This window comes from Streptomyces sp. NPDC030165, from assembly GCF_055573595.1.
In genome coordinates, this window is sequence record NZ_JBVIBD010000019.1 from 123473 (window position 1) to 144632 (window position 21160).

Consider the following 21160-nt stretch of genomic DNA (forward strand, 5'->3'; position numbering starts at 1 on the left):
GCGTCATCAGCTCCCGAACAGCGTGCGCAGCGTGTGCTGCAGCACGGGGTAGAAAGCGCCGGCCATCAGGACGGCCCATACGGCGACAACGGTCCACAGCAGCTGCTTCTGGTACTTCGGTCCCTTGGACCAGAAGTCCACGGCGATCACACGGAGACCGTTGAGCGCGTGGAAGAGGATGGCGGCGACGAGGCCGTACTCCATCACGTTGACGAGGGGCGTCTTGTACGTGGCAACGACGTCGTCATAGGCCTCCGGGGAGACGCGGACGAGTGCGGTGTCGAGGACGTGCACGAACAGGAAGAAGAAAATGAGGACGCCGGTGACTCGGTGAGCCACCCAGGACCACATGCCTTCCCGGCCGCGGTACAGCGTTCCAGCCGGCACGGAAAAACCCTCCGGGAGCGGGGATTGGGGCCTGCCGGCTTCTCTGTCGGTCTGGCCCGGCCGGGTACGGTCCACCGGCCCCGGCCATCGTAGCGACGGACTGTCGGTTCCTCCCGCCGGGGTCCTCAGGTGTGATCAAACAGGCACGTACGGGCTACCCGCCGGGGCGGTCCGGCCCTGTACGCCGGGCGGGGGAACGCGGTAAAGGGCGGGCCGGGCGGCCGGGGCCGCTCAGTCCTGGGCCGCCCGGTTCTGGTCCGCTCGGTCCCGGGACGCCGCGAGCCGGGCGAGCCGGCCGCGGGCGATCCGGCGCAGCTCGTCCGCAGCGATGGCCCGCTCCTCCTCGGGCTCGTTGCCGAGCCGGTCGTGGATGGCGGTGAGCACCAGGTTCAGCAGCTCGGTGTCGCGGAAGCCGGCCAGGCAGATCACGAAAACGTGCCGGAACTGGCGCTCGTACTCGGCGTGCGCGGCGCGCAGCGCGGTGTGCGCGGCGAGCGTGCCCGGGCCGCGCGCGCCGACGAGCGGCTCCGGCGCGACGGTCTCCCCGGCCAGCGCCTCGTCCAGGTCGTCCGTGGTCAGGTCGTAGCTGGCCTCGTCGGCGGCGGCCAGCAGGGCTTCCGGGTCCGGGTACGGTCGGTGCGCGGCCAGGCGGCGGGCCCAGCGGCGGCTGCCGCAGCACAGCAGCAGGGCCGCCTCGGCGGCGTCCGGCGGGGCGGCGTTCAGGCGGTCCAGGCCGGTCGCAGGGGCCGGGGCGGCGCTGCCGGGAGGCGGTGGCGGCAGCGGCGGGAGCTTCTGGGAGGGTGTGGCGGGCCGGGGAGTGCGCAGCGGTGTCGGCGGGGCGGCCGGGATATCGCTGGACTGCATGGGCTCCTCGGGGCGGAGAACGCTGGTCAGGGCGGCCGGAGTGCGCGGCCGTGGCGGATGCGCGGGGGCCGTGGGCTCCGGGAGGGGTGAACGGGTTGAGACGCCACCGTAACGACGTCTGTCGATCACTGGCCGACGGATGCACGAATTTCACCCGTATGAAAGAGCTTTCGCGCGCGTAGTAGACGTGAACATCTGTCACCTGGCAATACCTTCGCCCCGGAAAGGGAGGTTTTGCGTATATGAGGACCGGAAAACTGGCCGCGAGCATCACCGCAGGAGTCACGGCCGCCCTCACGGCACTGGCCGTCACAGGGTGCTCGGACAGCGGCGCCCCGCCCAAGGGTGACGGCGGTAGCCCCTCCGCCGCGCCCACCCCCACCTGGGCCCCCGTACAGGGCCCGCCCCGCACCGTGCCCGCCGTACAGAAGTTCGGCGCGGCCGACGGGCCTGGCTGGCGGCCCACCAAGGCGGCCCGCGTCGTGGTGCCCGCGGGCGAGAAGAGTCCGCTCGCCGACGAGGCCCGGCGGTTCGCCCAGGAACTGGGCGGCCTGCGGACAGTCTGGGGCAAACAGCCCGTACGGCCCGGAGACGTCGAGCTGCGGCTGTCCGGCGGCCAGGACGCCGCCCGGCGCGCCGACAACGCCCCCGTGTACGACACCGCCGCCGAGGCGTACACCCTCACCGCCCGCGGCACCCGCCTCACCCTCACCGCCCCCACGGACACCGGCGTCTTCAACGGCACCCGCACCGTCCTGCAGTCCGTACGGGCCTCCGGCGGCGTCCCCGAAGGCACGGTCGAGGACCGCCCCGACCGGGCGCAGCGCGGCTTCATGCTGGACATCGCGCGCAAGCACTTCGACGCCAAGTGGATCGAGGACCGCATCCGCGACCTCGCCGGCCTCAAGCTCAACCAGCTCCAGCTGCACTTCTCCGACGACCAGGCCTTCCGCATCGAGAGCGAGAAGCACCCCGAGATCGTCTCCGCGGACCACCTCACCAAGGACCAGGTGCGCCACCTGGTGGAGGTCGCCCGCGGCCTGCACGTCACCGTCATCCCGGAGATCGACTCACCCGGCCACCTCGGCGCCGTACTGCGCGCCCACCCGGACCTCCAGCTGCGCTCCGCCGACGGCCGGACCCAGCGCGGCGCGATGGACATCTCACAGCCCGGCGCCGCCGAGATCGTGGACGACCTGCTGCGCGAGTACGCCCCGCTCTTCCCCGGCGGGCACTGGCACCTGGGCGGCGACGAGTACCGCGCGCTGGCCGACCGGGCCCCGGCCGAGAACTATCCGCAGCTCGCCGAGGCCGCCCGGGACAAGTACGGGGACGGCGCCACCATCGAGGACCTGGCCACCGGCTGGCTCAACGACCGGGACAAGACCGTGCGTGCCGCCGGCGCCCGGCAGGTCGAGGCGTGGAACGACGGCTACTTCCGGGACACGGACGTCGCCCCGGACTCCGGCCGCACCGTCGCCTACTGGACGGGCAAGGAGATCGGCGCCCGCGAACCGGACGAGTACCTGCACGAGAACCGCAAGGTCGTCAACCTCAACGACGAGTACCTCTACTACGTGCTCGGCGAGCCCAACAACATGCCGTACCCGACCGGCGAACGCATCTACACACAGTGGACCCCCGGAGTGCTGCGCGGCACCAAGGCCGTACCGCAGGAGCTGTCCGGCCCGGACCGGGTGGTCGGGGCACGCCTCGCGGTGTGGTGCGACCTGGCCGACGAGCAGACGCAGCAGCAGGTGGCGGACGGCATCCGGATGCCGCTGCGCGCGCTGGCGCAGAAGGTCTGGGACCGCCGCGATCCGGCCCTTTCCTGGCAGGACTTCAAAAAACTGGCCAACCAGGTCTGAGCGGCCAGGGCCGGACGCGGCGAGAAGGGGACGACCGGGGCCGCCACCCCCCACAGGAGAGGCCCCGGCCGTCGTTCCAGGGAGGCCCGGTGACGAGCCCCTGTTCCTTACAGCGCCAGGCGCCGCGAAAGCGTCACACGGGGTGCGGACCGGGGCACGGCACGTACCGCGCGCCGGGCGCCCCTCCCGGTGCGCGGGTGTTCTGGACGCGGGGTGTGCCCTGGCCGTAGCGTGCGGGTCCGCGCCGTCCGGCGCGGTGGCCGGGAGCGCTCCCGCCGGCGCGGAGGGGCAGGTCAGCAGCAGCCCGGGTGCCCGGTACGCGGGCGGCCGGGTTACCGTCAGCGGGGACACACGGGTTACCAGGGGTACCCGCGGTGCCCGAGAACAGCGAATCAGCGAGGACCGGGCGGCGGACTTTCCGCGTGCGACAGGATGGACCCGTGCGAGGGGACGACAATCAGCCGGACGACGGCCGGCTGACGGTCGCCGTACAGGCGGCGCAGGGCGGTGACGAGGCGGCGTTCCGTACCGTCTACCGCGCCGTACATCCCCGGCTGATCGGATATGTACGGACCTTGGTGGGCGAAGCGGACGCCGAGGACGTGACCTCCGAGGCGTGGCTGCAGATCACCCGCGACCTGTCCCGCTTCAGCGGCGACGCCGACCGGTTCCGGGGCTGGGCCGCGCGCATAGCCCGCAACCGCGCCCTGGACCACATACGGATGCGCGGCCGCCGCCCCGCGGTCGGTGGCGACGAGACCGAACTGGCCAACAAACCGGGCGCTTCGGACACCGCCGACGAGGCCATGGAAGCCCTCGGCACCCACCACACCTTCCGCCTCATCTCCCGCCTCCCGCAGGACCAGGCCGAAGCCGTCGTCCTGCGCGTGGTGGTCGGCCTGGACGCCAAGAGCGCGGCCGGAGTGCTGGGCAAGCGGCCCGGCGCCGTACGGACCGCGGCGCACCGCGGCCTGCGGCGCCTGGCCGACCTCCTCGGAGCCGGCGGCGAGGACGGCGGCGACACCGGGCCCGCCAAGGGCGGCGGGCCGAGGGGAGGGGTGCCCGCACAGGGCACCGGACGCGGTGAGAGCGCGGCGGAATCGTACGTACCGGGTGTGACGGAAACGGCCGCACGAACGCAGAAGGACATGTGATGGCCGACGACCGGTACAACTGGCTCGACGAGGAGGCCGCGGAGCGACTGCTGCGCGGCGAACCGGCCGGTTCCCCGGACGGCGCCGCCGCCGCGGAACTCACCGCGTTGCTGAACGCCGCCGCCGCGGCGGGCCGCGACACGGCCGGGGACACCCCGCTCCCCGGCGAGGAAGCCGCCGTCGCCGCCTTCCGGCAGGCACAGGGCCACACTGCCGCACCGGCCTCCGCCGCTGCCGCGATCGGCGTCACCGCCGCCGTGACGGAAACCGTACGCACCCCCCGCGGCGCCGGACCGGCCGCCCGCCGCCGCTTCGGACGCCCCCTGCGCCGCGGATTCATGGTGGCCCTGGCCGGCTGCGCCCTCGGCGGTGTCGCGGTGGCCGCCGGCGCCGGCGTCCTGCCCACCCCCTTCCGCGGCGGAACCGGACCGGCCCCCGCCACCAGCGTCTCGGCCGCCGAATCCCCCGGCCCCCTCGCCACCGACGACACCGGCACGGCCACCGACGGCGCGACGCAGCTGCCGGACCCGGGCAACCCCGGTACGGACCGGCCCGACCCCCTGATCACCGACGACGGACACGACGGCGGCACCCGCAGCACCCCGCCCCCCGCCCCCGGACAGAGCGCCCCCGGCCAGGACGCCACCGGCGGCGGCACCACCGGCGACGGCGACAGCCGCCCCGACGGTCCCAAGGGCAGCCCCGACGCCAAGGAGAAGCACCGGCTCGGCGTCATGTTCTGCCGCACCTACGAATCCGGCCGGCGCTCCGTCCTGGACCAGGACACCCTGCGCCGCCTGGAACGCGCGGCCGGCGGCCCCGGCAAGGTGCACGCCTTCTGCCGCCAGTACCTCTCCCAGGGCGGCGGCAATGACGACAGCCGTTACGGCGGCGACGGCGACGGCCGCGGCAGCCACGGCCAGGGCGGCCGCGGGCACGGTCACGGCAAGGGACACGGCGGCAAGGGCGATGACGAGGACGGGGACCGCCACCGGTACGTCCCCTCCGCCGGTTTTCCCCGTTCCACCCTCGATCGCGGCAGCATCGTCACCACCACACCTGCCGCACCGGACGCGCTGCGCATCCCCGGAGCGCCCCCCGTCGCGCGGGTGTGACGTTTTCCGGCCCCCCGGCGCAGTACATGGTGAAGCCGACTGGTCATCGGCTTGCGCGCGGGCCGGGGTTCCCCCCGTACCAACGGCTCGTCGCACCTGGCGCGGGCGGGGCACGTTCCCCCGGCCCTGCCCGCGCTCCTCTTTGCGCCTGAGCCGGCGCCGCTTTCGCGGACCTGGTTGATGCCTGCGGGGGATCAATTGATGGCTGGGGTTACTGCCGGGGTGGTGGGACGGGGTGGCATGGTGTCCTACTTGTAGATCACTACCTTGTCGCCGGGCCTCACCTCTTGGAAGAGGGAGGCCAGTTTTGCTGTGTCGCGGACGTTCACGCAGCCGTGGGAGGCGCCGCTGTAGCCGTGGGCGGCGAAGTCCGCGGAGTAGTGGACGGCCTGGCCGCCGCTGAAGAACATCGCGTACGGCATGGGGGTGTGGTAGATCGACGAGACGTGGTGCCGGCTCTTGAAAGTGATCCGGAACGTGCCCTCGCGGGTCGGCGTGTACTGCGCGCCGAAGCGGACGTCCATCGCCGAGCGGACCTTGCCGTCCACCATCCACGCGAGTGAGTTGCTCCGCTTGCTGATGCACAGGACGCGGCCCGTCATGCAGCGCCGGTCGCGTCGGGTGACCGGCTTCTTGGCCTTCTTCTTGGTGCGCGGATACATCTCGGCGCGGGTCGGCGGGCGGGTCCGCGCGTGCAGGGCGTGCCAGGACGCGCGGTCCAGCGTGCCCGTGCACCGCAGGCCCTGCCGGCGCTGGAACGCCCACACGGAGGCGGTGGTCTGCCGGCCGTAGAAGCCGGTGGGCTTACGGCGGAAGAGTGACAACTGGGCCAGACGGGCCTGTAGTCCGCGCACCCGGTGGCCCCGGGACCCTTGCGCCAGTACGGGCTTCGCGGTCCGGCGAGGGGCTTTGGTGGCGCGGGTGCGTTTGGGGGGTGCCTTGTCTGCCGTATGGGCGGGGAGCGCTTCCGCGCGCTGTGGGGCCGGGGCGGAGGGGGACGCCGAGGGAAGTCCGCCGTTCGGGGTGATCGTGATGGTCTTGCAGCCGGTCGTCACGGCCAGCATCAGCAGCCCCGCGGTCACTGCACGTCCCTTGTGCACGCCGTGTCCCTTCCGCGTCCCTGTCATGGCGTCACCCCCGCGGTGACACCGGCCTCTCCAAGATTCCCAGGGCTGCGGAGAACCGAACCTGGGCGCGCGCAGGGGTGAAGGGCTGTGGGAGCGCAGGGGCGCAGGGGGTGCCGAGGTGTACTTCCGACGCGCCCCCTGACTGCCTCGGTGGGGCCGCGCGCGGGGGTGTGGGGCGCTCCAAGGGACAATGAGGAAATGTCACCGCGTCGCCCGTGCCCCGTATGCAACCGAGAGATCGCCGTCGTCGGCGGCCGCTTCGCCCGGCACGACCCGCCGGGCCGCCGCACCGTGCTGGAGCTGGTGTCGTGCCCCGGCTCCCGCAGGATCGCGCCGATGATGGCTCCGGCGGAGCGCCTGTTCGATCCGGAGGAGCCGCCGTTTCCGGGGCAGCAGCCGTTGTTCTGAAGGCTCCGGGCTACCGGTTTCCGGTGCCGTCCGCCCGGCGGGCTTCCACGGACGCTGTGAATGCCTCCCAGTCCTGGCCGGCCAGGGGGGTCAGCATCCGGCGCCACCCCTCTGCCGCTTCCGGGCCGGCTTCTCGCAGGGCGGTGGCGAAGAGCACGCGCTGGCGTTCGTGGAGCTTGCGTTCCAGGTCGGCGCCGCGGTCGGTGAGGCGGAGTTCCTTGCGGCGGCGGTCCCGTTCGCCCGGGGCCGTCCGGATCAGCTCTTCGTCGCCGAGCTTGCGCAGGGGGCCGTTGATGGCCTGCTTGGTGAGTTGGAGAGCGTCGCAGAGTTCGCCGACGCTCATGCCGGGTGAGTACGCGAGGAACGTCAGGATGCGGTGGTGGGCGCGGCCCATACCCTGTTCGGCCAGGGCGGCGTCGGCCGCTCCGGTGAAGGCGCGGTAGGCGAAGTAGAACAGGGTGAAATCGCGGTCGAAGGCGTCCGGGCGATTAGGGTCAAGCATGTTGACATTTTATCCCGGGGTTCCGTACGCTCGCGAATCAGGTCAAGGCCTTTGACCTAAAACGTTTACGCGTGAAGAAAGCCGGTACCGCCATGTCGGACACCCCCTCGGACATCGGCCCGCAGGCCACCACTCCCCGCATCACCGTCGCCGACTACCTGCTCCGCCGCCTGCGCGAGCTGGACGTCGCACACCTCTTCGGCGTGCCCGGTGACTACAACCTCGGCTTCCTCGACCAGGTGACCGCCTTCCCCGGCCTCACCTGGGTCGGCACCTGCAACGAGCTCGACGCCGCCTACGCCGCCGACGGATACGCCCGGCTGCGCGGCGCCGCCGCCCTCGTCACGACCTTCGGCGTCGGCGAACTGTCGGCCGTCAACGGCGTCGCCGGCGCGTACGCCGAGTCCGTACCGGTCGTCGCCGTCACCGGCATGCCCGCCACCGGGGTCGCCGCGGCCGGCCGGCCGGTGCACCACACCCTGATGGACGGCGAGTACGGGCACTTCGGCCGGATGTTCGCCGAGGTGACCGTGGCCCGCGCCGACCTGACCGCGCAGAACGCCCCGGCGGAGATCGACCGCGTACTGCGCGCCATGTGGCGGGACCGCAAGCCGGTGCATCTGAATCTGCCCACGGACGTCGTGTCGGCCCGGGTTCCGGCGCCGGACGGCCCGCTGACCGTGCCGGACGGGCCGGCCGACCCGGGGCTGCTGCGGGACTTCCTCGCGAGCTGCGCGCGGATGCTGGACGGGGCCCGCAGCGTCACCGTGCTGGCCGGTCACGAGGCCGAGCGGTTCGGGCTGCGCGGCCCGCTGCGCGACCTGCTCGCCGCCGCGCCGGTCCGGGCCGCCGCGTTCTCCAGCGGCAAGGGCGTCCTGGACGAGACCGCTCCCGGATTCGTCGGCGCCTACACCGGCGAGATCAGCGACAAGCGGGCCCGGGCGGCCGTCGAGGACGCCGATTGCCTGATCCTGGTCGGCGCCCCGGTCTCGGACAGCGTGACCGGCGGCTTCAGTCACCACTTCACCCCGGAGCGGACCATCGAGCTGCGGCCGGGGCGCGCCGCGGCGGGGCGCGGGGTGTACGAGGGCATCGCCATGGCGGCCGCCGTCGGCGGGCTGGCCGGGCTGCTGCGCGATGTGGAGCTGCCGGAACCCGAGGGGTACGGGGGGCTCTTCCCGTGCCCGGATGCGGGGACGGAGGAGGGGGCGCGTGATCGGCTGACGCAGCGTCACTTGTGGTCCACCGTGAGCGCGTTCCTGCCCGAGGGGAGTGTGCTGGTCGCTGAGCAGGGCACCGCGTTCTACGGGGCTCAGGAGGTGCCGCTGCCCGCGGACGGGCGGTTCGTCGGCCAGCCGCTGTGGGGGTCGATCGGGTACACCCTGCCGGCCACCCTCGGGGCCGGGCTGGCCGCGCCGGAGCGGCGTCCGGTGCTGGTGATCGGCGACGGGTCCCTCCAGCTCACCGCGCAGGAGCTGGGCACCATGACCCGGTACGGCGTGGCCCCCGTGGTCGTCGTCGTCAACAACGACGGCTACACGGTCGAGCGCGCCATCCACGGCGCCACCGCCTCGTACAACGACATCGCCGCCTGGGACTACACCGCCCTGCCCGCCGCCTTCGGCGCGGGCCCCGGCACGGTCGCGGTGCGGGCCGAGACCCCCGCCGAGCTGGCGGACGCGCTGGCGCTGGCCGCCCGTACGCCGGACGAGCTGGTGCTGATCGAGGCGGTGCTGCCGCGCGACGACGCGCCGGAACTGCTCACGGCTCTGGCGCGGCGGTTCGCGGAGCAGAACGCGTACGGGGCCTGACGGCCGGGCCCGGCGGCCGGCCGGGCGCGCGTCGTTCCGGTACCGGACGGTTCCGTAGCGGCGTGCTGTGGCTGACCACGAGATCATCCGGCGCCGACCACGAGAAGGCGGCCGGTGCGCGGCGGGTGCGGGGCCGGTCCAAAGGCCGCCGCTCCGCCCAAGTCGCCCGCCGCGTAAGGCGATCGGCGGCGGAGCGGCCGTCCTTCGTGGTCCGTCCGGATGGTGAGACCCCCGGCGCGGCGCAACCCCGGCTCCCGAGCCGACGTCTGGCAATCCGATCGACGGAAGTAGGGGCCAGATGATCGACGGTCGCAAGGGTGACGGAGCCGGCCGGGACGCACCGCGCGGGACGGGTGCGCCGCGCACCGTCCGGCCGGTCCGCGAAGGCCCGCCGCCGGCCGGGCGCGCCACTGAGCTGGCCGCCCTCGACGCGGTGGCGGACGAGGTGCTGGCGGGGCACACGCGGGTGGTACAGGTGGCGGGGAACGCCGGCATGGGGAAGACGGCCCTGCTGGAGCACTGGCTGGACGGTGTCCCGCGCTTTCGTGACGCGCGGGTGCGCTGCCACCGGCTCCAGCAGGACTTCGCCTTCGGTACGGTGCGGCGGCTGCTGCATCCCGTGGTCGCGGCGGCCGGGGAGGAGGAGCGCCGGGCGCTGCTCGAAGGGATGGGGGAGACGGTGCTGCGCATCCTCGACCCGGAGGGGCCGTGGGGCGGTGACTCCGGGGCGTACGCCGACGCCGCCGGGACGCTGGCGGGCCTGGACCGTCTGGCGCTGCGGTTGTCGCGCCGGCAGCCGCTGCTGCTGGCGGTCGACGATCTCCAGTGGATCGACGCCCCGTCGCTGCGGTGGCTGGCGCACCTGGTCAACCGGGCGGATGCGCATCCGATCCTGGTGGCCGTCACCACCCGTACCGGAGAGCGCCCGACGCCCGGCGACCTGTACGACGCCCTCGTGCACCCCGCCGCCTGCCGCACCCTGGCGCTGGAGCCGCTCGGGCCGGCGGACGTGGCGCAGCTGGTGGCGCGGGAGTTCGGCGAGCCCCGGCCGGACCCGTCGTTCAGCGCCGCCTGCCACGCCGCCACCGAGGGGCACCCGCTCTTCCTGCGCGCCCTGCTGTGCGACGCGCGGCGCGGCGGCGTACGGCCCACGAAGGAGGACCGGGACCGGATCAGGAGCTTCGGCCTGCCCACGCTGCTGCGCGAGGTGCGGCACCGGCTGGGCCAGGGGTCCGCGGCCATGGCCGGGCTGGCGCGCGGGCTGGCGGTCCTCGGGGACGGGATGCCGTGGCCGGTGCTCGCGGCGTACTGCGGCACCGGTGAGGCCGTGGTGCGTTCGGCGGGTGCGGAGCTGCACTCCCTCGGGCTGCTGGGGGCCGGGGACGAGCCGCGCTTCGTCCACCGGGTGGTACGGGAAGCCGTGCTGGCGGAGTGGACGCCCCAGGAGGTCGGCGCGGCGCACGCGCGGGCGGCACAGGTACTGCACCTGAGCGGCCGCCCGGACGAGGAGGTGGCCGCGCACGTGATGGCGGCCGGCCCGGTGTCCGGCAGCTGGCCGCTGGCGGTCCTGCGCCGGGCCGCCGGGGAAGCGCTGCGCCGGGGCGCGGCCGAGACCGCCGTGACGTATCTGCGGCATGCGGTCTTCCAGCCGGCCACGCCGGAGGAGCACGCCCAGGTGCTGCTCCGGCTCGCCGTCGCCGCCAGCCACTACGACACCGGCCTCGCGGTCTCGTACGGCACGGCCGCGCTGGAGAACCTCACCGACGCCACCGCCCGCTCCGAGGCCGTCGGGGTACTGGCCTACTCCCACTTCATGTCGCGCGGCGGGCGCGCCGGAAGCCCCGACCTGGCGCGGCTGGCCGCCGAGCTGAGCGCGCGCACGGGGGCCGCGTCAGGTGACCGCGAGCCGCTGCTGCGGATGCGGGCCCTGATCGAGTGGCTGGAGTTCGAGCGGCCTTCGGTGCGTGCCGCGGACCGGGCCGAAGAGCGCGCCGCCGACCTGAACGGACACACCCCCGGGGAGCGGCAGATGCTCGCCGTCCGCGCCTTCGCGGCCTTGCGGGCGGGCGAGCCGGCCCACCGGGTCACCGAGCTGCTGGACCGGGCCAGAGTGAACCTCCCGGCCTTCTCGCACGACCTCTTCCCGCTGCACTACTTCGTCGCCCAGGCACTGCTGTATCTGGACGACCTCGACGCGGCCGCCGAACTGTGCGGCCGCCTCCTGCACGGAACGCGGGACACGGTCACGGAGCCACTGGCCTCCTGGCTGCTGGTCCACCGGTCCGCCGTCGCGCTGCGCCGGGGGGACGTGGCGCAGGCCGCCGCGGTGGCACTGACCGTGTCCGAACGGGCCTGCGGAACACGGGACATCCCGTACCGCATGACGCTGGACACCATCCGGATCGATGCCTTGCTGGAACAGGGCGACCTGGAGGAAGCCGAGCGCATCGCCGCCGCCTACTCCGCCACGGACCCGTCCGACGCCTCCTGGGAGTGGCCCCGATTCCTGATGAGCCTGGCAGCGCTGCGCACCGCCCTCGGCGACCGGCGTGGCGGGCTGACGCTGCTGCGGGAGTGCGGGCACCACTTCGAGACAGCGGGAACCGAGAGCCCGGTAATCGCCCCCTGGCGCTCCCGTGCCGCCGGGGTCTGCCTCTTGCTCGGGTACGGGAACGACGCTCGCGCGCTTGCCGAAGAGGAGCTGGAGCGGGCACGGCACTGCCGGATACCGCGCGCCGTCGGCGTGGCCCTGCACACTGCCGGGCAGGTCACCGGCGGGGCGGGCGGCCTGGAGCGCGTGGCCGAGGCGGTGGACGTACTGGAGCGCACACCCGCCGACCTTGAACTGGCGCGGGCCCTGCACACGTTGGGGTGCGCGCTGCTGCGGCGCGACGACAAGCCAGGGGCACGTACGGCGCTGCGGCGCGGACTGGACCTCGCGGTCAGATGCGGTGCCTCCGCCCTCGCCCGGAACCTCCAGCAGCGGCTGCACGACGCGGGAGGACGGGCCGGCAGCCGGGGAGCGGGCGGCTGTCCGCTGACGGCCGGTGAGGAACGCGTCGCCGTGCTGGCGGCCGAAGGGTGGAGCAACAAGCGGATCGCCGAGCACCTCTTCGTCTCCCTGCGGACCGTCGAGACCCATCTCACCGGGGCCTACCGCAAGCTGCGCATCGAGGGGCGACGTGAACTGGAGACCGCGCTGCGGGCGTTGGGCCGAAGCCGCTGACCCGGCGCTGCCAGTTCCGCAGTGCCGGGTCAGGGTGCCGGGCCAGTGGCGTCGGGTCAGTGGTGCCGGGTCAGCAGTTCACGCGCAGGACTTCGGCGTAGTTCGGCCAGGTCCCTTTGAGCTGGTAGCAGTTGTTCTTGTCGACGTCGTCGATGGTGACCGTCTTCGGCGGGCCGCCCGTGTATCCGGCGAAGGTCACCTTGACGGTGGCCCCGGTCGCCTCCTCCGGGAAGTGAGCCTTCCAGGTGGCCCCCACGGCCTTGGCGTTGTGGCAGTAGTTCTTCTGCTCGATGCCCTCGGGACCCTGCCATTCGTAGCAGGTGTCGACGAAGTACGCCGCGTCGCTCTTGAACTGGATGAAGTGCTCCGCGCTCGCGGCGGCCGACGGCGCCGTCAGCATTCCGCCGCCGAACACGACGGCGAGGACGGCCGCGCCGTATCCGCCCGCCCGCTTCATCCGGTGAGTTCTGGAGTTCATCCTGGTATTCCCTTCGCCCCGGCCTGGCACTGCTTCTCGGTGATCTTCGGATCGAAGGTGGTACCGGAGAGTTCGTAGCAGTAGTCGCGCTTCAGGTCGGTGATCTGCGGTGTGATGTTGCCGCCGGCGACCTGCGCCAGTGCCTTCACGTCCAGCTCCACGCCGGTCGCGTCCTGCGGTATCTCCACCCGCCAGGTGTCGTTGATCTTCTTTCCGGAGTCACAGCTGTCGGACGTGTCCGAGCCCGTCCACTTGTAACAGGTGCTGGCCACGAACCACCCCTTGTTCTCGAAGGAGATGAAGTGGCCCGAGCCGGCGCCGAGGGCCGGCGGTGCCGTCACCACCGCGCCGGCCAGCCCGATACCGATCGCGGTGGCGGCACAGGCTGCCGCCCGCCTGAGGTTCGTCATGGTCGCGTCCTTTCGTCGGTCCCGCTGGTGCACTTGTCCGGCAGCGGCCGCTAACCGCACTTCACGATGTCGGGCTTGACGCGCTCGGAGCCGTCCTTGAGGAGGGCCTCGGTACGTACTCCGGAAATCTTGGCGCCGCCGAACTTTCCGCCCTGGACGGTGATGTCGGAAACGGTGCGTTCCATGTCGTGACCGAGCTGGAGCGTGCCCCGGTAACCCGGCTTCACGGTGATCTTGGTGGATTCCGTCTTCGTCTCGGTGGTGGTCTCGGTGTACTCACCCTTGATTCCGATACCGACCCCCTTGGCCAGCGGAATGTCGACGCTGCCTCCCACGTTCCAGCTCCAGGCGAACGCGTGCATTCCGCCGACCGTCTGGTCCACGTCCTTCGCGCCGTCGTCCGTCTTGCAGTTCTCGACCACTTTGGCGTTGCTGCCGTCGTCCCCCGCCTCGAACCACTGCGTCACCTTCTCCGGGGTGCCGACCGTGGCCGCCTTGCAGGAGACCGACTGGCTGTTGCACTGGTCGAGGGCTTCCTTGACCCGGGCCGGGTCGGTGTCCTTGATGCCGTTCTTGTATGCGACCGTCGGCGTCGCCTCGTTCACCCAGTTGTCCGTCGCGCCGTCCACGGCGGGGTATTCGGGCGGTACGGCCAGAGCTGCCGGGGTGGCGAATCCGAGGGCGGCGGTGAGGGCTCCGGCCACCACACCCATACGCGTGTACTTCATGGCTCTGCTCGCTTTCTGGGGACTCAGCAACCGGTTTCGATCAGCTTCTGCGATCCGAGCAGGCCCTGGATCTCGAAGCAGTGGTTCCTGCCGGTGTCCTTGACCGCGGCGCTGTCCACGGCCTTGTCCCAGGGCGAGAGCTTCAGGTCGACCACGGCCGAGGTGGCGTCCGCCGGGAAGTACGCGGTCCGGGACTGGCCCACGGGCCAGCTCTGGTGGCAGTAGTCCTTCCCGCTGACGCCGATCCACTCGTAACAGGTGGTGGCGACGATTCCCGCATTGTTGGTGATCTTGACGTAGCTGTCGCTCCCGGCGTGCGCAGCCGGGGCGAGCGCCACGGCGGAAGCGCAGAAAGCCGCGCCGGCCGCCAGGCTGAATACCGTCCTTCGGGCAGTTCTCAAGGTTCCGGCCTCTCTCTGAACTGTGGTGCGGCGCGAAAGGAGTGCATCGAGGTGCGATGCCGCGCCGTGTCGTCACAGTTATGCCCGGCCGGGCAGGCGTTGGGAAGAAATAAGGCGGAGGACTGCGGTAGGGAAAGGGAATTCAGCGGTCGACCACGAATTCCCGTCGGGGCGGCCACGGCCCGAAGCCGTGGCCGGGCCGGACTACGGGGCGAGGACGTCCAGTTCGGCCATGGCGCCCACGGTGATCTCGCGGGTCAGCGCCTCGGCGCGCTCCGCGTCACCGACCCGTACCGCTTCGGCGACCTGCACGTGCAGGGTCACCGCGGCCGGGTCGGGGTCGGTGAACATGACGTGGTGGTGGGTGCGGCCGGTGAGGACGGCGGCCACCACGTCGCCGAGCCGGGCGAACATCTCGTTGCCGGAGGCGGTCAGCACGACGCGGTGGAAGGCCACGTCGTGCACCAGGTACGCGTCGAGCTGCTGGCCGCGGGAGGTGGCGACCATGCCCATGGCGTGCTCGGTCAGCTCGGCGCACTGCCCGGGGGTGGCGTGCCGGGCGGCCAGGCCCGCGGCGGCCGGTTCGACGGCGGAGCGCAGCACGGTCAGGGAGCGCAGCTGCCGGGGGCGGTCCGGACCGTCCAGCCGCCAGCCGATGACGCGCGGGTCGTAGACGTTCCACTCCTCGGCGGGGCGTACGGTCACGCCGACCCGGCGCCGCGAGGCCACCAGGTGCATGGATTCCAGGACCCGTATGGCCTCGCGGATGACCGTACGGGACACCTCGAAGCGCTCTTCCAGCTCGTCGGTGCGCAAGATCGTGCCCGGCGGGTACTCGCCCGCGGTGATGGCGGGTCCCAGGGACTCCAGTACCCGCGCGTGCAGCCCCTGTCCCGCCCCCTGGTTCTCCATGGGATCAGCCTACGTTCCCGGAGGGGATCCGCTTTTAAGTATGACTTTTACGTCACAGGGGCTTGAATACGTCGTATCCCATGGGTTTCAGTGGGACGACAGACCGAGGTCAAAGAGGACAGCGAGGTACACGGGATGAGCACCCCCCACGTCATCGTCGTGATGGGCGTGGCCGGCACCGGCAAGACGACGATCGGGCCGCTGGTGGCCGCCGACCTTGATGTCCCCTACGCCGAGGGCGACGACTTCCACCCCCCGGCCAACATCGCCAAGATGTCCGCCGGTACCCCGCTCCAGGACGCCGACCGGTGGCCCTGGCTCGACGCGATCGGCGCCTGGGCCCACGGCCGCGCGGGCCAGGGCGGTGTCGTCAGCAGCTCGGCGCTCAAGCGCGCCTACCGCGACCGCCTGCGGTCCGCCGCGCCCGGCATCGTCTTCCTGCACCTGACGGGCGACCGCTCGCTGATCGAGACCCGGATGGCCGAGCGCAAGGGCCACTTCATGCCCACCGCGCTGCTGGACTCCCAGTTCGCCACCCTGGAACCGCTCGGCGCGGACGAGGCGGGCGTCGCCGTCGACGTGTCCGGCACCCCGCAGGAGATCGCCGGGCGGGCCGTCGAGGCCCTGCGCCGTTACGACACCGGCCGGCCCGCCCCCGCCTGACCTCGGGCCTCCTCCGCGCCACCGCGCGGGGGACAGCTCCGTACGCCCCCGAGCACGCCCCCCGTAACCGCTCCTGGGCCACCACCACAACCAGCAACAGCACCCCTTAGGGAACAGCCGTGACACATCTCAGCGTCGAGATGCTGGCAGCGGATGCGACCGAGCCGATCACCTCGGCCGGTCACGCGCAGCTCGGCATCGCCGTCCTCGCGGGCATCGCCGTCATCGTCCTGCTCATCACCAAGTTCAAGCTGCACGCCTTCCTGTCCCTGATCATCGGTTCGCTGGTGCTGGGCGCGGTGGCGGGCGCCCCCCTTGACAAGGCCATCGCCAGCTTCTCGTCGGGCCTGGGCAGTACGGTCGCGGGCACCGGCATCCTGATCGCGCTGGGCGCGATCCTCGGCAAACTGCTCGCCGACTCCGGCGGCGCCGACCAGATCGTCGACACGATCCTGGCGAAGGCGAGCGGGCGCGTCATGCCCTGGGCGATGGTGCTGATCGCCGGCATCGTCGGCCTGCCGATCTTCTTCGAGGTCGGCATCGTGCTGCTGATCCCCGTGGTGCTGCTGGTCGCCAAGCGCGGCAACTTCTCCCTGATGCGCATCGGCGTCCCGGCGCTGGCCGGCCTGTCCGTCATGCACGGCCTGATCCCGCCGCACCCCGGCCCGCTGGCCGCCATCGACGCGCTGCACGCCAACCTGGGTGTCACCCTCGCGCTCGGCGTGGTCGTCGCCATCCCCACCGCGATCGTCGCCGGTCCGCTGTTCTCCCGCTACGCCGCCCGCTGGGTGGACATCCGCCCGCCCGAGAACATGGTCCCGGAGCGGGCCTCCGGCGAGCTGGACAAGCGCCCCGGCTTCGGGATCACCGTCGCCACCGTCCTGCTGCCCGTCGTGATGATGCTGGCCAAGGCCCTGGTGGACGTCGTCGTGGACGACAAGGGCACCACGGTCCAGCGCGTCTTCGACGTGGTCGGGTCCCCGCTGATCGCGCTGCTCACCGCCGTCATCGTCGGCATGTTCACGCTGGGCCGGTCGGCCGGTTTCACCAAGGGCCGGATCGCCACCACGGTCGAGAAGTCCCTGGCCCCGATCGCCGGTGTGCTGCTGATCGTGGGCGCGGGCGGCGGCTTCAAGCAGACCCTGGTGGACGCGGGCGTCGGGCAGATGATCCTGGAGCTGTCCAAGGACTGGAACATCTCCACGCTGCTGCTGGCCTGGCTGATCGCGGTCGCGATCCGGCTGGCGACCGGCTCGGCGACGGTGGCCACCATCTCCGCCGCGGGCCTGGTGGCGCCGCTGACCGCGGACATGTCCACCACCCACACCGCCCTGCTGGTCCTCGCCGTCGGCGCCGGTTCGCTGTTCTTCAGCCACGTCAACGACGCGGGCTTCTGGATGGTGAAGGAGTACTTCGGCATGAACGTCGGCCAGACGCTCAAGACCTGGTCGCTCATGGAGACGCTGATCTCCGTCGTCGGGATCGTGTGCGTGCTGCTGCTGTCCCTGGTGTTGTAGCCGGGCCCACCAGAGCCCGGTGGGCGCCCGGCGTGTGTCCGAACGACCGGCGGAAGGCATCGATGAAGGCGCTGGCCGAGGCCCAGCCGCAGCGGTGCGCGATCGAGGTCACGGACAGCGCCGGGCCGTCCTGCGCCAGCAGCACCAGCGCGTGGTGCAGGCGCAGCTGCGTACGCCACTGGGGGAAGGTCATGCCCAGTTCGGCGCGGAAGAGGCGGGCCAGGGTCCGCTCGCTCGCCCCGGCCCCGGCGCCCAGTGCGGCGAGCGGGCGCGGGTCGGCCGGGTCCGCGCGGAGCGCCGCGCAGACCGCCGCCAGCCGCGGGTCGCGGGCGCTGGGCAGGTGCAGGGCCTGGAGCGGGGTGCGGCGCAGCTGGTCGAGGAGGACGGCCATCAGGCGCCGCGCCTCCGCCGTACCGCGGTCGTCCGTACCGCTGTACGCGATGATCAGCTCGCGCAGCAGCGGGCCGACCGCCAGCACGGCGGGCCGGTCCGGCCCCAGCGGGTCGGCGGCCGGCGGTACGCCGACGGTGTGCAGGTCGGTGTCCCCGTGCGCCCGGTGCTCGTGCACCGTTCCGGCCGGGATCCAGATCGCGCGGGTGGCCGGGGTGACCCAGCTCCCGGCGTCCGTGGTCACGGTGAGTACGCCGCGCCCCGCGTAGACGATCTGGTGGACGTCGTGTTCGTGGGCCGACACCCGTGTGCCCTGCGGCAGGAATCGGGTGATGGTCGTGACGTGCGGCGGGTGTTGGCGGAAAACCGGCATGGTGTGGCAGCTTATGGGAAGTCCGCCACCGGGCGCGCCCACCAAGATCGGTACATGACGACGAAGCACATGGCCGCTCCCCGGCGGCCGGTCGCGATGATGTCCGTCGGGCACGCGGCGGTGGATTTCTACCAGGGCGCGGTTCCGGCCCTGGTGCCCTTCCTGGTGGCCGAACGCCACTACGGTTACGCCGCGGCCTCGGGCATCGTGCTGGCCGCCACCCTGCTCTCCTCCATCGTGCAGCCCCTGTTCGGCTCGTTCACCGACCGCTGGACGATGCCCTGGCTGATACCGGTGAGCACCCTCTGCGCGGGCCTGGGCATCGCCCTGTCGGGGCTCGGTGACTCGTACGCCCTGACCTGCCTCGCAGTCGGCCTCTCGGGCATCGGCGTGGCCGCGTACCACCCGGAGTCCGCGCGGCTGGCCCGCGTCGCGAGCGGCGGCAGCCATGTCGCCATGGGCTGGTACTCCCTCGGCGGCAACATCGGCTTCGCCCTCGCCCCGGCCGCCGTCGGGCCGCTGCTCTCCGGCGGCTCACTGAGCGCGTCGCCGTGGCTGGTGGTGCCCGCGGTGGCGGGTGTCCTGCTGACCGCTTCGGTGATCCGCGCGCTTGCGCCGCGGGCGGCCGTCGCCAAGGCCGCGGCGCGGTCGGCGGGCCGCGACAACTGGCCGGAGTTCCTGCGGCTGACAGCCGTCATCGTCTGCCGTTCCATCGTCTTCGTCGGCCTGAGCGCCTTCATCGCGGTCTATGCCGGACAGCGGGTGGGCGGCGGCGCCACGGCGGGTTCGGTGGCCCTGTTCGTGCTGTTCGCGGGCGGTGCGGTGGGCACCGTGCTGGGCGGCCGGCTGGCGTCCCGTTGGGGCCGGGTCTGTACCGTACGGATCGCCTACGCGGCCACCGTCCCGGCCGTCGCCGGGCTGGTCCTCGCCCCCGGCCCCGCGCTGTACGTCTTCGCCGCCCTGACAGCGACGGCCCTGTACATGCCGTTCTCCCTGCACATCACGCTCGGCCAGGATTTGCTGCCGAACCGCATGGGCACCGCGAGCGGCGTCACCCTGGGCCTCGCCGTCAGTGTCGGCGGCGTCGCCACCCCGGTCATCGGCGCTCTCGCCGACACCACGAGCCTGCGGACCGCCCTGCTGCCGCTGATCGCGCTGTGCGTCGTGGCCTGGCTCATCGCGCGGACACTGACCGAGCCGGGGGAGGGTTCCCCGGGCCCGGCGCCCTCGGAGAGGGACGCCGGCCGGGCGGCGGCTAGTGTGCCGCGGCCATGAGGGCGCCGTACCGGGCCAACTCGTCCGGCAGGCCGGACGCGTCGTCGGCGGCGTACGCCACGTAGCCGTCGGGCCGGACGAGGAAGACGCCCTCGCCGTACGCGCTGCGGGCGTGGCCCTCGGTGTCGAGCAGGTCGGGGGCCGGTCCGCCGACGCGGCACGTACGGATCATCTCGGTGCCCAGAGCCGGGAGTTCGGCGTCCCCGACGGCCAGCAGGGTGAAGTGCGGGCCCTGGAAGACCTCGAAGAGGCGGCGCGGGGTGCCGTCCCGAGTGGTGCAGGGCGCGTCCGGGGCGCGGTTGCCGGCGCGCAGGGCATCGTCGGCGAGACCGGTGCGCCGCTCGGCGGAGAGCGGTCCGTCCGGGTATCCGACGTCGATCTGGTGCAGGTCCTTGCCGCGCCGCATGTCGCCGGAGCGGTGCAGCCGGGTGCTGGTGTCCAGGAGGCGGGCGGCGACCGGCAGCCGCTCGGCCTCGTAACTGTCGAGCAGGGAGTCCGGGGCACCGTGCCGGATGACCTGGCCCAGCTTCCAGCCGAGGTTGTAGGCGTCCTGGACGCTGGTGTTCAGGCCCTGGCCGCCGGCGGGGGAGTGGACGTGCGCCGCGTCGCCCGCGAGGAAGACCCGGCCCACCCGGAACCGGTCGGCCATGGCGGCGTTCGGGCGGAAGGCGGAGGCCCACAGCACCTCGCCCAGCTGGTCCAGGGTCAGGTGGGTGCGCTCCGCGATGAGTTTGCGCACGCCGTCGGGCGTGACGTCCGGCTCGGCCTCGGGGTCCTTGTAGCCCGCCATCAGCAGGAAGTAGTCGTCCCGTGGTGCCGGGAGGAACGCGACGAAGTCGGAGGCCCGGAAGGTGTCCCACATGTGCCAGTGCTGCCGGTCCAGTCCGTCGAGCCGGATGTCGGCGGTGAGCATCGGGTACGGCGCGACGGACCGGCCGGTCATGGTGACGCCGAGCGCCTTGCGGGTCGTGCTGCGCCCGCCGTCGGCCGCGACCAGGTAGGAGGCGCGGACCGTGCGGGTGGTGCCGTCGGCGCGTACGACGCGGGCCTGGACGCCGTCCGGGTCCTGGGTGAACGACTCCAGCTCCGCGCCGAACGCCACCGCGCCGCCCAGCTCGGTCAGCCGCGCGTACTGGACCTGGAGATTGCGCCACTGCGGGATCATCAGCATGGTCCCGTACGGCACGGCGGGCGTCGGGTCGGCGGACTCGATCATGACCCGCTCGTCGACCATGCGGCCGTTCTCCCAGACGCCCGCCATCGGGTACCGGCCGCCGGCCGCCCGGACGGCGTCGAGCACCCCGAAGTCCTCGTAGACCTCCTGGGTGCGCGGCTGGATGCCGCTGCCGCGGGTGCCGGGCGCCAGCCGGTCCTGACGTTCCAGGACGAGGGCGCGCACCCCGCGCCGGGCGAGGTCGATGCCGAGGGCCAGGCCGGTGGGTCCGGCGCCGGAGATCAGTACGTCCACGTGCGCCGGCAGGGCGTCGGCGTGGACCGCGGCTATGTCCTTAACATTGTTAAGTTCCATGCTTCCGAGCGTGCGCTTAACAG

The 21160-nt window shown here is 72.6% G+C and carries 20 protein-coding genes; 9 read left to right on the forward strand and 11 right to left on the reverse strand.

All coding sequences use genetic code 11. The annotated features are described in order from the left end of the window. Positions 1–6: 6 nt before the first annotated feature. Positions 7–387, reverse strand: a complete 381-nt coding sequence (gene sdhC / locus ACZ4Z1_RS30710) for a succinate dehydrogenase, cytochrome b556 subunit (protein WP_030024133.1) — start codon at positions 385–387, stop codon at positions 7–9. A gap of 231 nt (positions 388–618) precedes the next feature. Further along, positions 619–1251, reverse strand: a complete 633-nt coding sequence (locus tag ACZ4Z1_RS30715; RefSeq protein ID WP_468489908.1) for a 2-oxo-4-hydroxy-4-carboxy-5-ureidoimidazoline decarboxylase — start codon at positions 1249–1251, stop codon at positions 619–621. Positions 1252–1493: 242 nt separating this feature from the next. On the opposite strand from ACZ4Z1_RS30715, the gene ACZ4Z1_RS30720 reads away from it, so the two are divergent. The 3 genes from ACZ4Z1_RS30720 to ACZ4Z1_RS30730 all read left to right on the forward strand — a co-directional run bounded on the left by ACZ4Z1_RS30720 (position 1494) and on the right by ACZ4Z1_RS30730 (position 5388). After that, on the forward strand, positions 1494–3119 hold the full coding sequence (locus ACZ4Z1_RS30720; RefSeq protein ID WP_468489909.1) for a beta-N-acetylhexosaminidase: 1626 nt from the start codon (positions 1494–1496) through the stop codon (positions 3117–3119). Between the two features lie 440 nt (positions 3120–3559). Next, positions 3560–4273 (forward strand): RNA polymerase sigma factor, encoded by a 714-nt coding sequence (locus tag ACZ4Z1_RS30725; protein WP_468489910.1) that lies wholly within the window; start codon positions 3560–3562, stop codon positions 4271–4273. Further along, a complete protein-coding gene (locus tag ACZ4Z1_RS30730) occupies positions 4273–5388 on the forward strand; it encodes a hypothetical protein (RefSeq protein WP_468489911.1) in 1116 nt (371 codons plus the stop codon). The genes ACZ4Z1_RS30725 and ACZ4Z1_RS30730 overlap by 1 nt, the downstream gene beginning before the upstream one ends. A gap of 248 nt (positions 5389–5636) precedes the next feature. Here the strand turns inward: ACZ4Z1_RS30730 and ACZ4Z1_RS30735 are convergent, their stop codons facing one another. Beyond that, positions 5637–6515, reverse strand: a complete 879-nt coding sequence (locus ACZ4Z1_RS30735; protein ID WP_468489912.1) for a L,D-transpeptidase family protein — start codon at positions 6513–6515, stop codon at positions 5637–5639. A 198-nt stretch (positions 6516–6713) separates the two neighbouring features. Between ACZ4Z1_RS30735 and ACZ4Z1_RS30740 the strand changes: the two genes are divergently transcribed. Continuing rightward, a complete protein-coding gene (locus ACZ4Z1_RS30740; protein ID WP_365847392.1) occupies positions 6714–6923 on the forward strand; it encodes a hypothetical protein in 210 nt (69 codons plus the stop codon). 10 nt (positions 6924–6933) lie between these two features. On the opposite strand, the gene ACZ4Z1_RS30745 is transcribed toward ACZ4Z1_RS30740, so the two are convergent. Further along, the gene (locus ACZ4Z1_RS30745; RefSeq protein ID WP_468489913.1) at positions 6934–7425 is read right to left on the reverse strand and encodes a MarR family winged helix-turn-helix transcriptional regulator; all 492 of its coding nucleotides are present in this window, start codon (positions 7423–7425) and stop codon (positions 6934–6936) included. A gap of 71 nt (positions 7426–7496) precedes the next feature. Here ACZ4Z1_RS30745 and ACZ4Z1_RS30750 point away from each other — a divergent pair, with 71 nt between their 5' ends. Together ACZ4Z1_RS30750 and ACZ4Z1_RS30755 are read left to right on the forward strand one after the other, a co-directional pair. Beyond that, on the forward strand, positions 7497–9236 hold the full coding sequence (locus ACZ4Z1_RS30750) for an alpha-keto acid decarboxylase family protein (protein ID WP_468489914.1): 1740 nt from the start codon (positions 7497–7499) through the stop codon (positions 9234–9236). 298 nt (positions 9237–9534) lie between these two features. Continuing rightward, positions 9535–12462, forward strand: a complete 2928-nt coding sequence (locus ACZ4Z1_RS30755; RefSeq protein WP_468489915.1) for an ATP-binding protein — start codon at positions 9535–9537, stop codon at positions 12460–12462. A 70-nt stretch (positions 12463–12532) separates the two neighbouring features. On the opposite strand, the gene ACZ4Z1_RS30760 is transcribed toward ACZ4Z1_RS30755, so the two are convergent. The 5 genes from ACZ4Z1_RS30760 to ACZ4Z1_RS30780 form a co-directional block, all read right to left on the reverse strand. After that, positions 12533–12940, reverse strand: coding sequence for a hypothetical protein (locus ACZ4Z1_RS30760; RefSeq protein WP_468489916.1), 408 nt, complete (start codon positions 12938–12940; stop codon positions 12533–12535). Continuing rightward, the gene (locus ACZ4Z1_RS30765; protein WP_468489917.1) at positions 12937–13350 is read right to left on the reverse strand and encodes a hypothetical protein; all 414 of its coding nucleotides are present in this window, start codon (positions 13348–13350) and stop codon (positions 12937–12939) included. The genes ACZ4Z1_RS30760 and ACZ4Z1_RS30765 overlap by 4 nt, the downstream gene beginning before the upstream one ends. Positions 13351–13400: 50 nt before the next feature. After that, the gene (locus ACZ4Z1_RS30770) at positions 13401–14078 is read right to left on the reverse strand and encodes a hypothetical protein (RefSeq protein ID WP_468489918.1); all 678 of its coding nucleotides are present in this window, start codon (positions 14076–14078) and stop codon (positions 13401–13403) included. Positions 14079–14101: 23 nt separating this feature from the next. Continuing rightward, the gene (locus ACZ4Z1_RS30775) at positions 14102–14416 is read right to left on the reverse strand and encodes a hypothetical protein (RefSeq protein WP_468489919.1); all 315 of its coding nucleotides are present in this window, start codon (positions 14414–14416) and stop codon (positions 14102–14104) included. A gap of 267 nt (positions 14417–14683) precedes the next feature. After that, positions 14684–15391, reverse strand: a complete 708-nt coding sequence (locus tag ACZ4Z1_RS30780) for a FadR/GntR family transcriptional regulator (protein ID WP_468489920.1) — start codon at positions 15389–15391, stop codon at positions 14684–14686. A gap of 135 nt (positions 15392–15526) precedes the next feature. Here ACZ4Z1_RS30780 and ACZ4Z1_RS30785 point away from each other — a divergent pair, with 135 nt between their 5' ends. Beyond that, a complete protein-coding gene (locus ACZ4Z1_RS30785) occupies positions 15527–16054 on the forward strand; it encodes a gluconokinase (RefSeq protein ID WP_468489921.1) in 528 nt (175 codons plus the stop codon). Positions 16055–16173: 119 nt separating this feature from the next. Then, the gene (locus ACZ4Z1_RS30790; RefSeq protein ID WP_468489922.1) at positions 16174–17571 is read left to right on the forward strand and encodes a GntT/GntP/DsdX family permease; all 1398 of its coding nucleotides are present in this window, start codon (positions 16174–16176) and stop codon (positions 17569–17571) included. Here ACZ4Z1_RS30790 and ACZ4Z1_RS30795 read toward each other — a convergent pair. Continuing rightward, positions 17507–18334 (reverse strand): AraC family transcriptional regulator, encoded by an 828-nt coding sequence (locus ACZ4Z1_RS30795; RefSeq protein WP_468489923.1) that lies wholly within the window; start codon positions 18332–18334, stop codon positions 17507–17509. The two genes, ACZ4Z1_RS30790 and ACZ4Z1_RS30795, sit on opposite strands and share 65 nt — an antisense overlap. A gap of 54 nt (positions 18335–18388) precedes the next feature. Between ACZ4Z1_RS30795 and ACZ4Z1_RS30800 the strand changes: the two genes are divergently transcribed. Continuing rightward, entirely contained in the window at positions 18389–19609 is a 1221-nt protein-coding gene (locus ACZ4Z1_RS30800; protein WP_468489924.1) for an MFS transporter, read from the forward strand. Here ACZ4Z1_RS30800 and ACZ4Z1_RS30805 read toward each other — a convergent pair. Next, entirely contained in the window at positions 19590–21137 is a 1548-nt protein-coding gene (locus ACZ4Z1_RS30805; RefSeq protein WP_468489925.1) for an FAD-dependent monooxygenase, read from the reverse strand. The two genes, ACZ4Z1_RS30800 and ACZ4Z1_RS30805, sit on opposite strands and share 20 nt — an antisense overlap. Positions 21138–21160 lie beyond the last annotated feature (23 nt).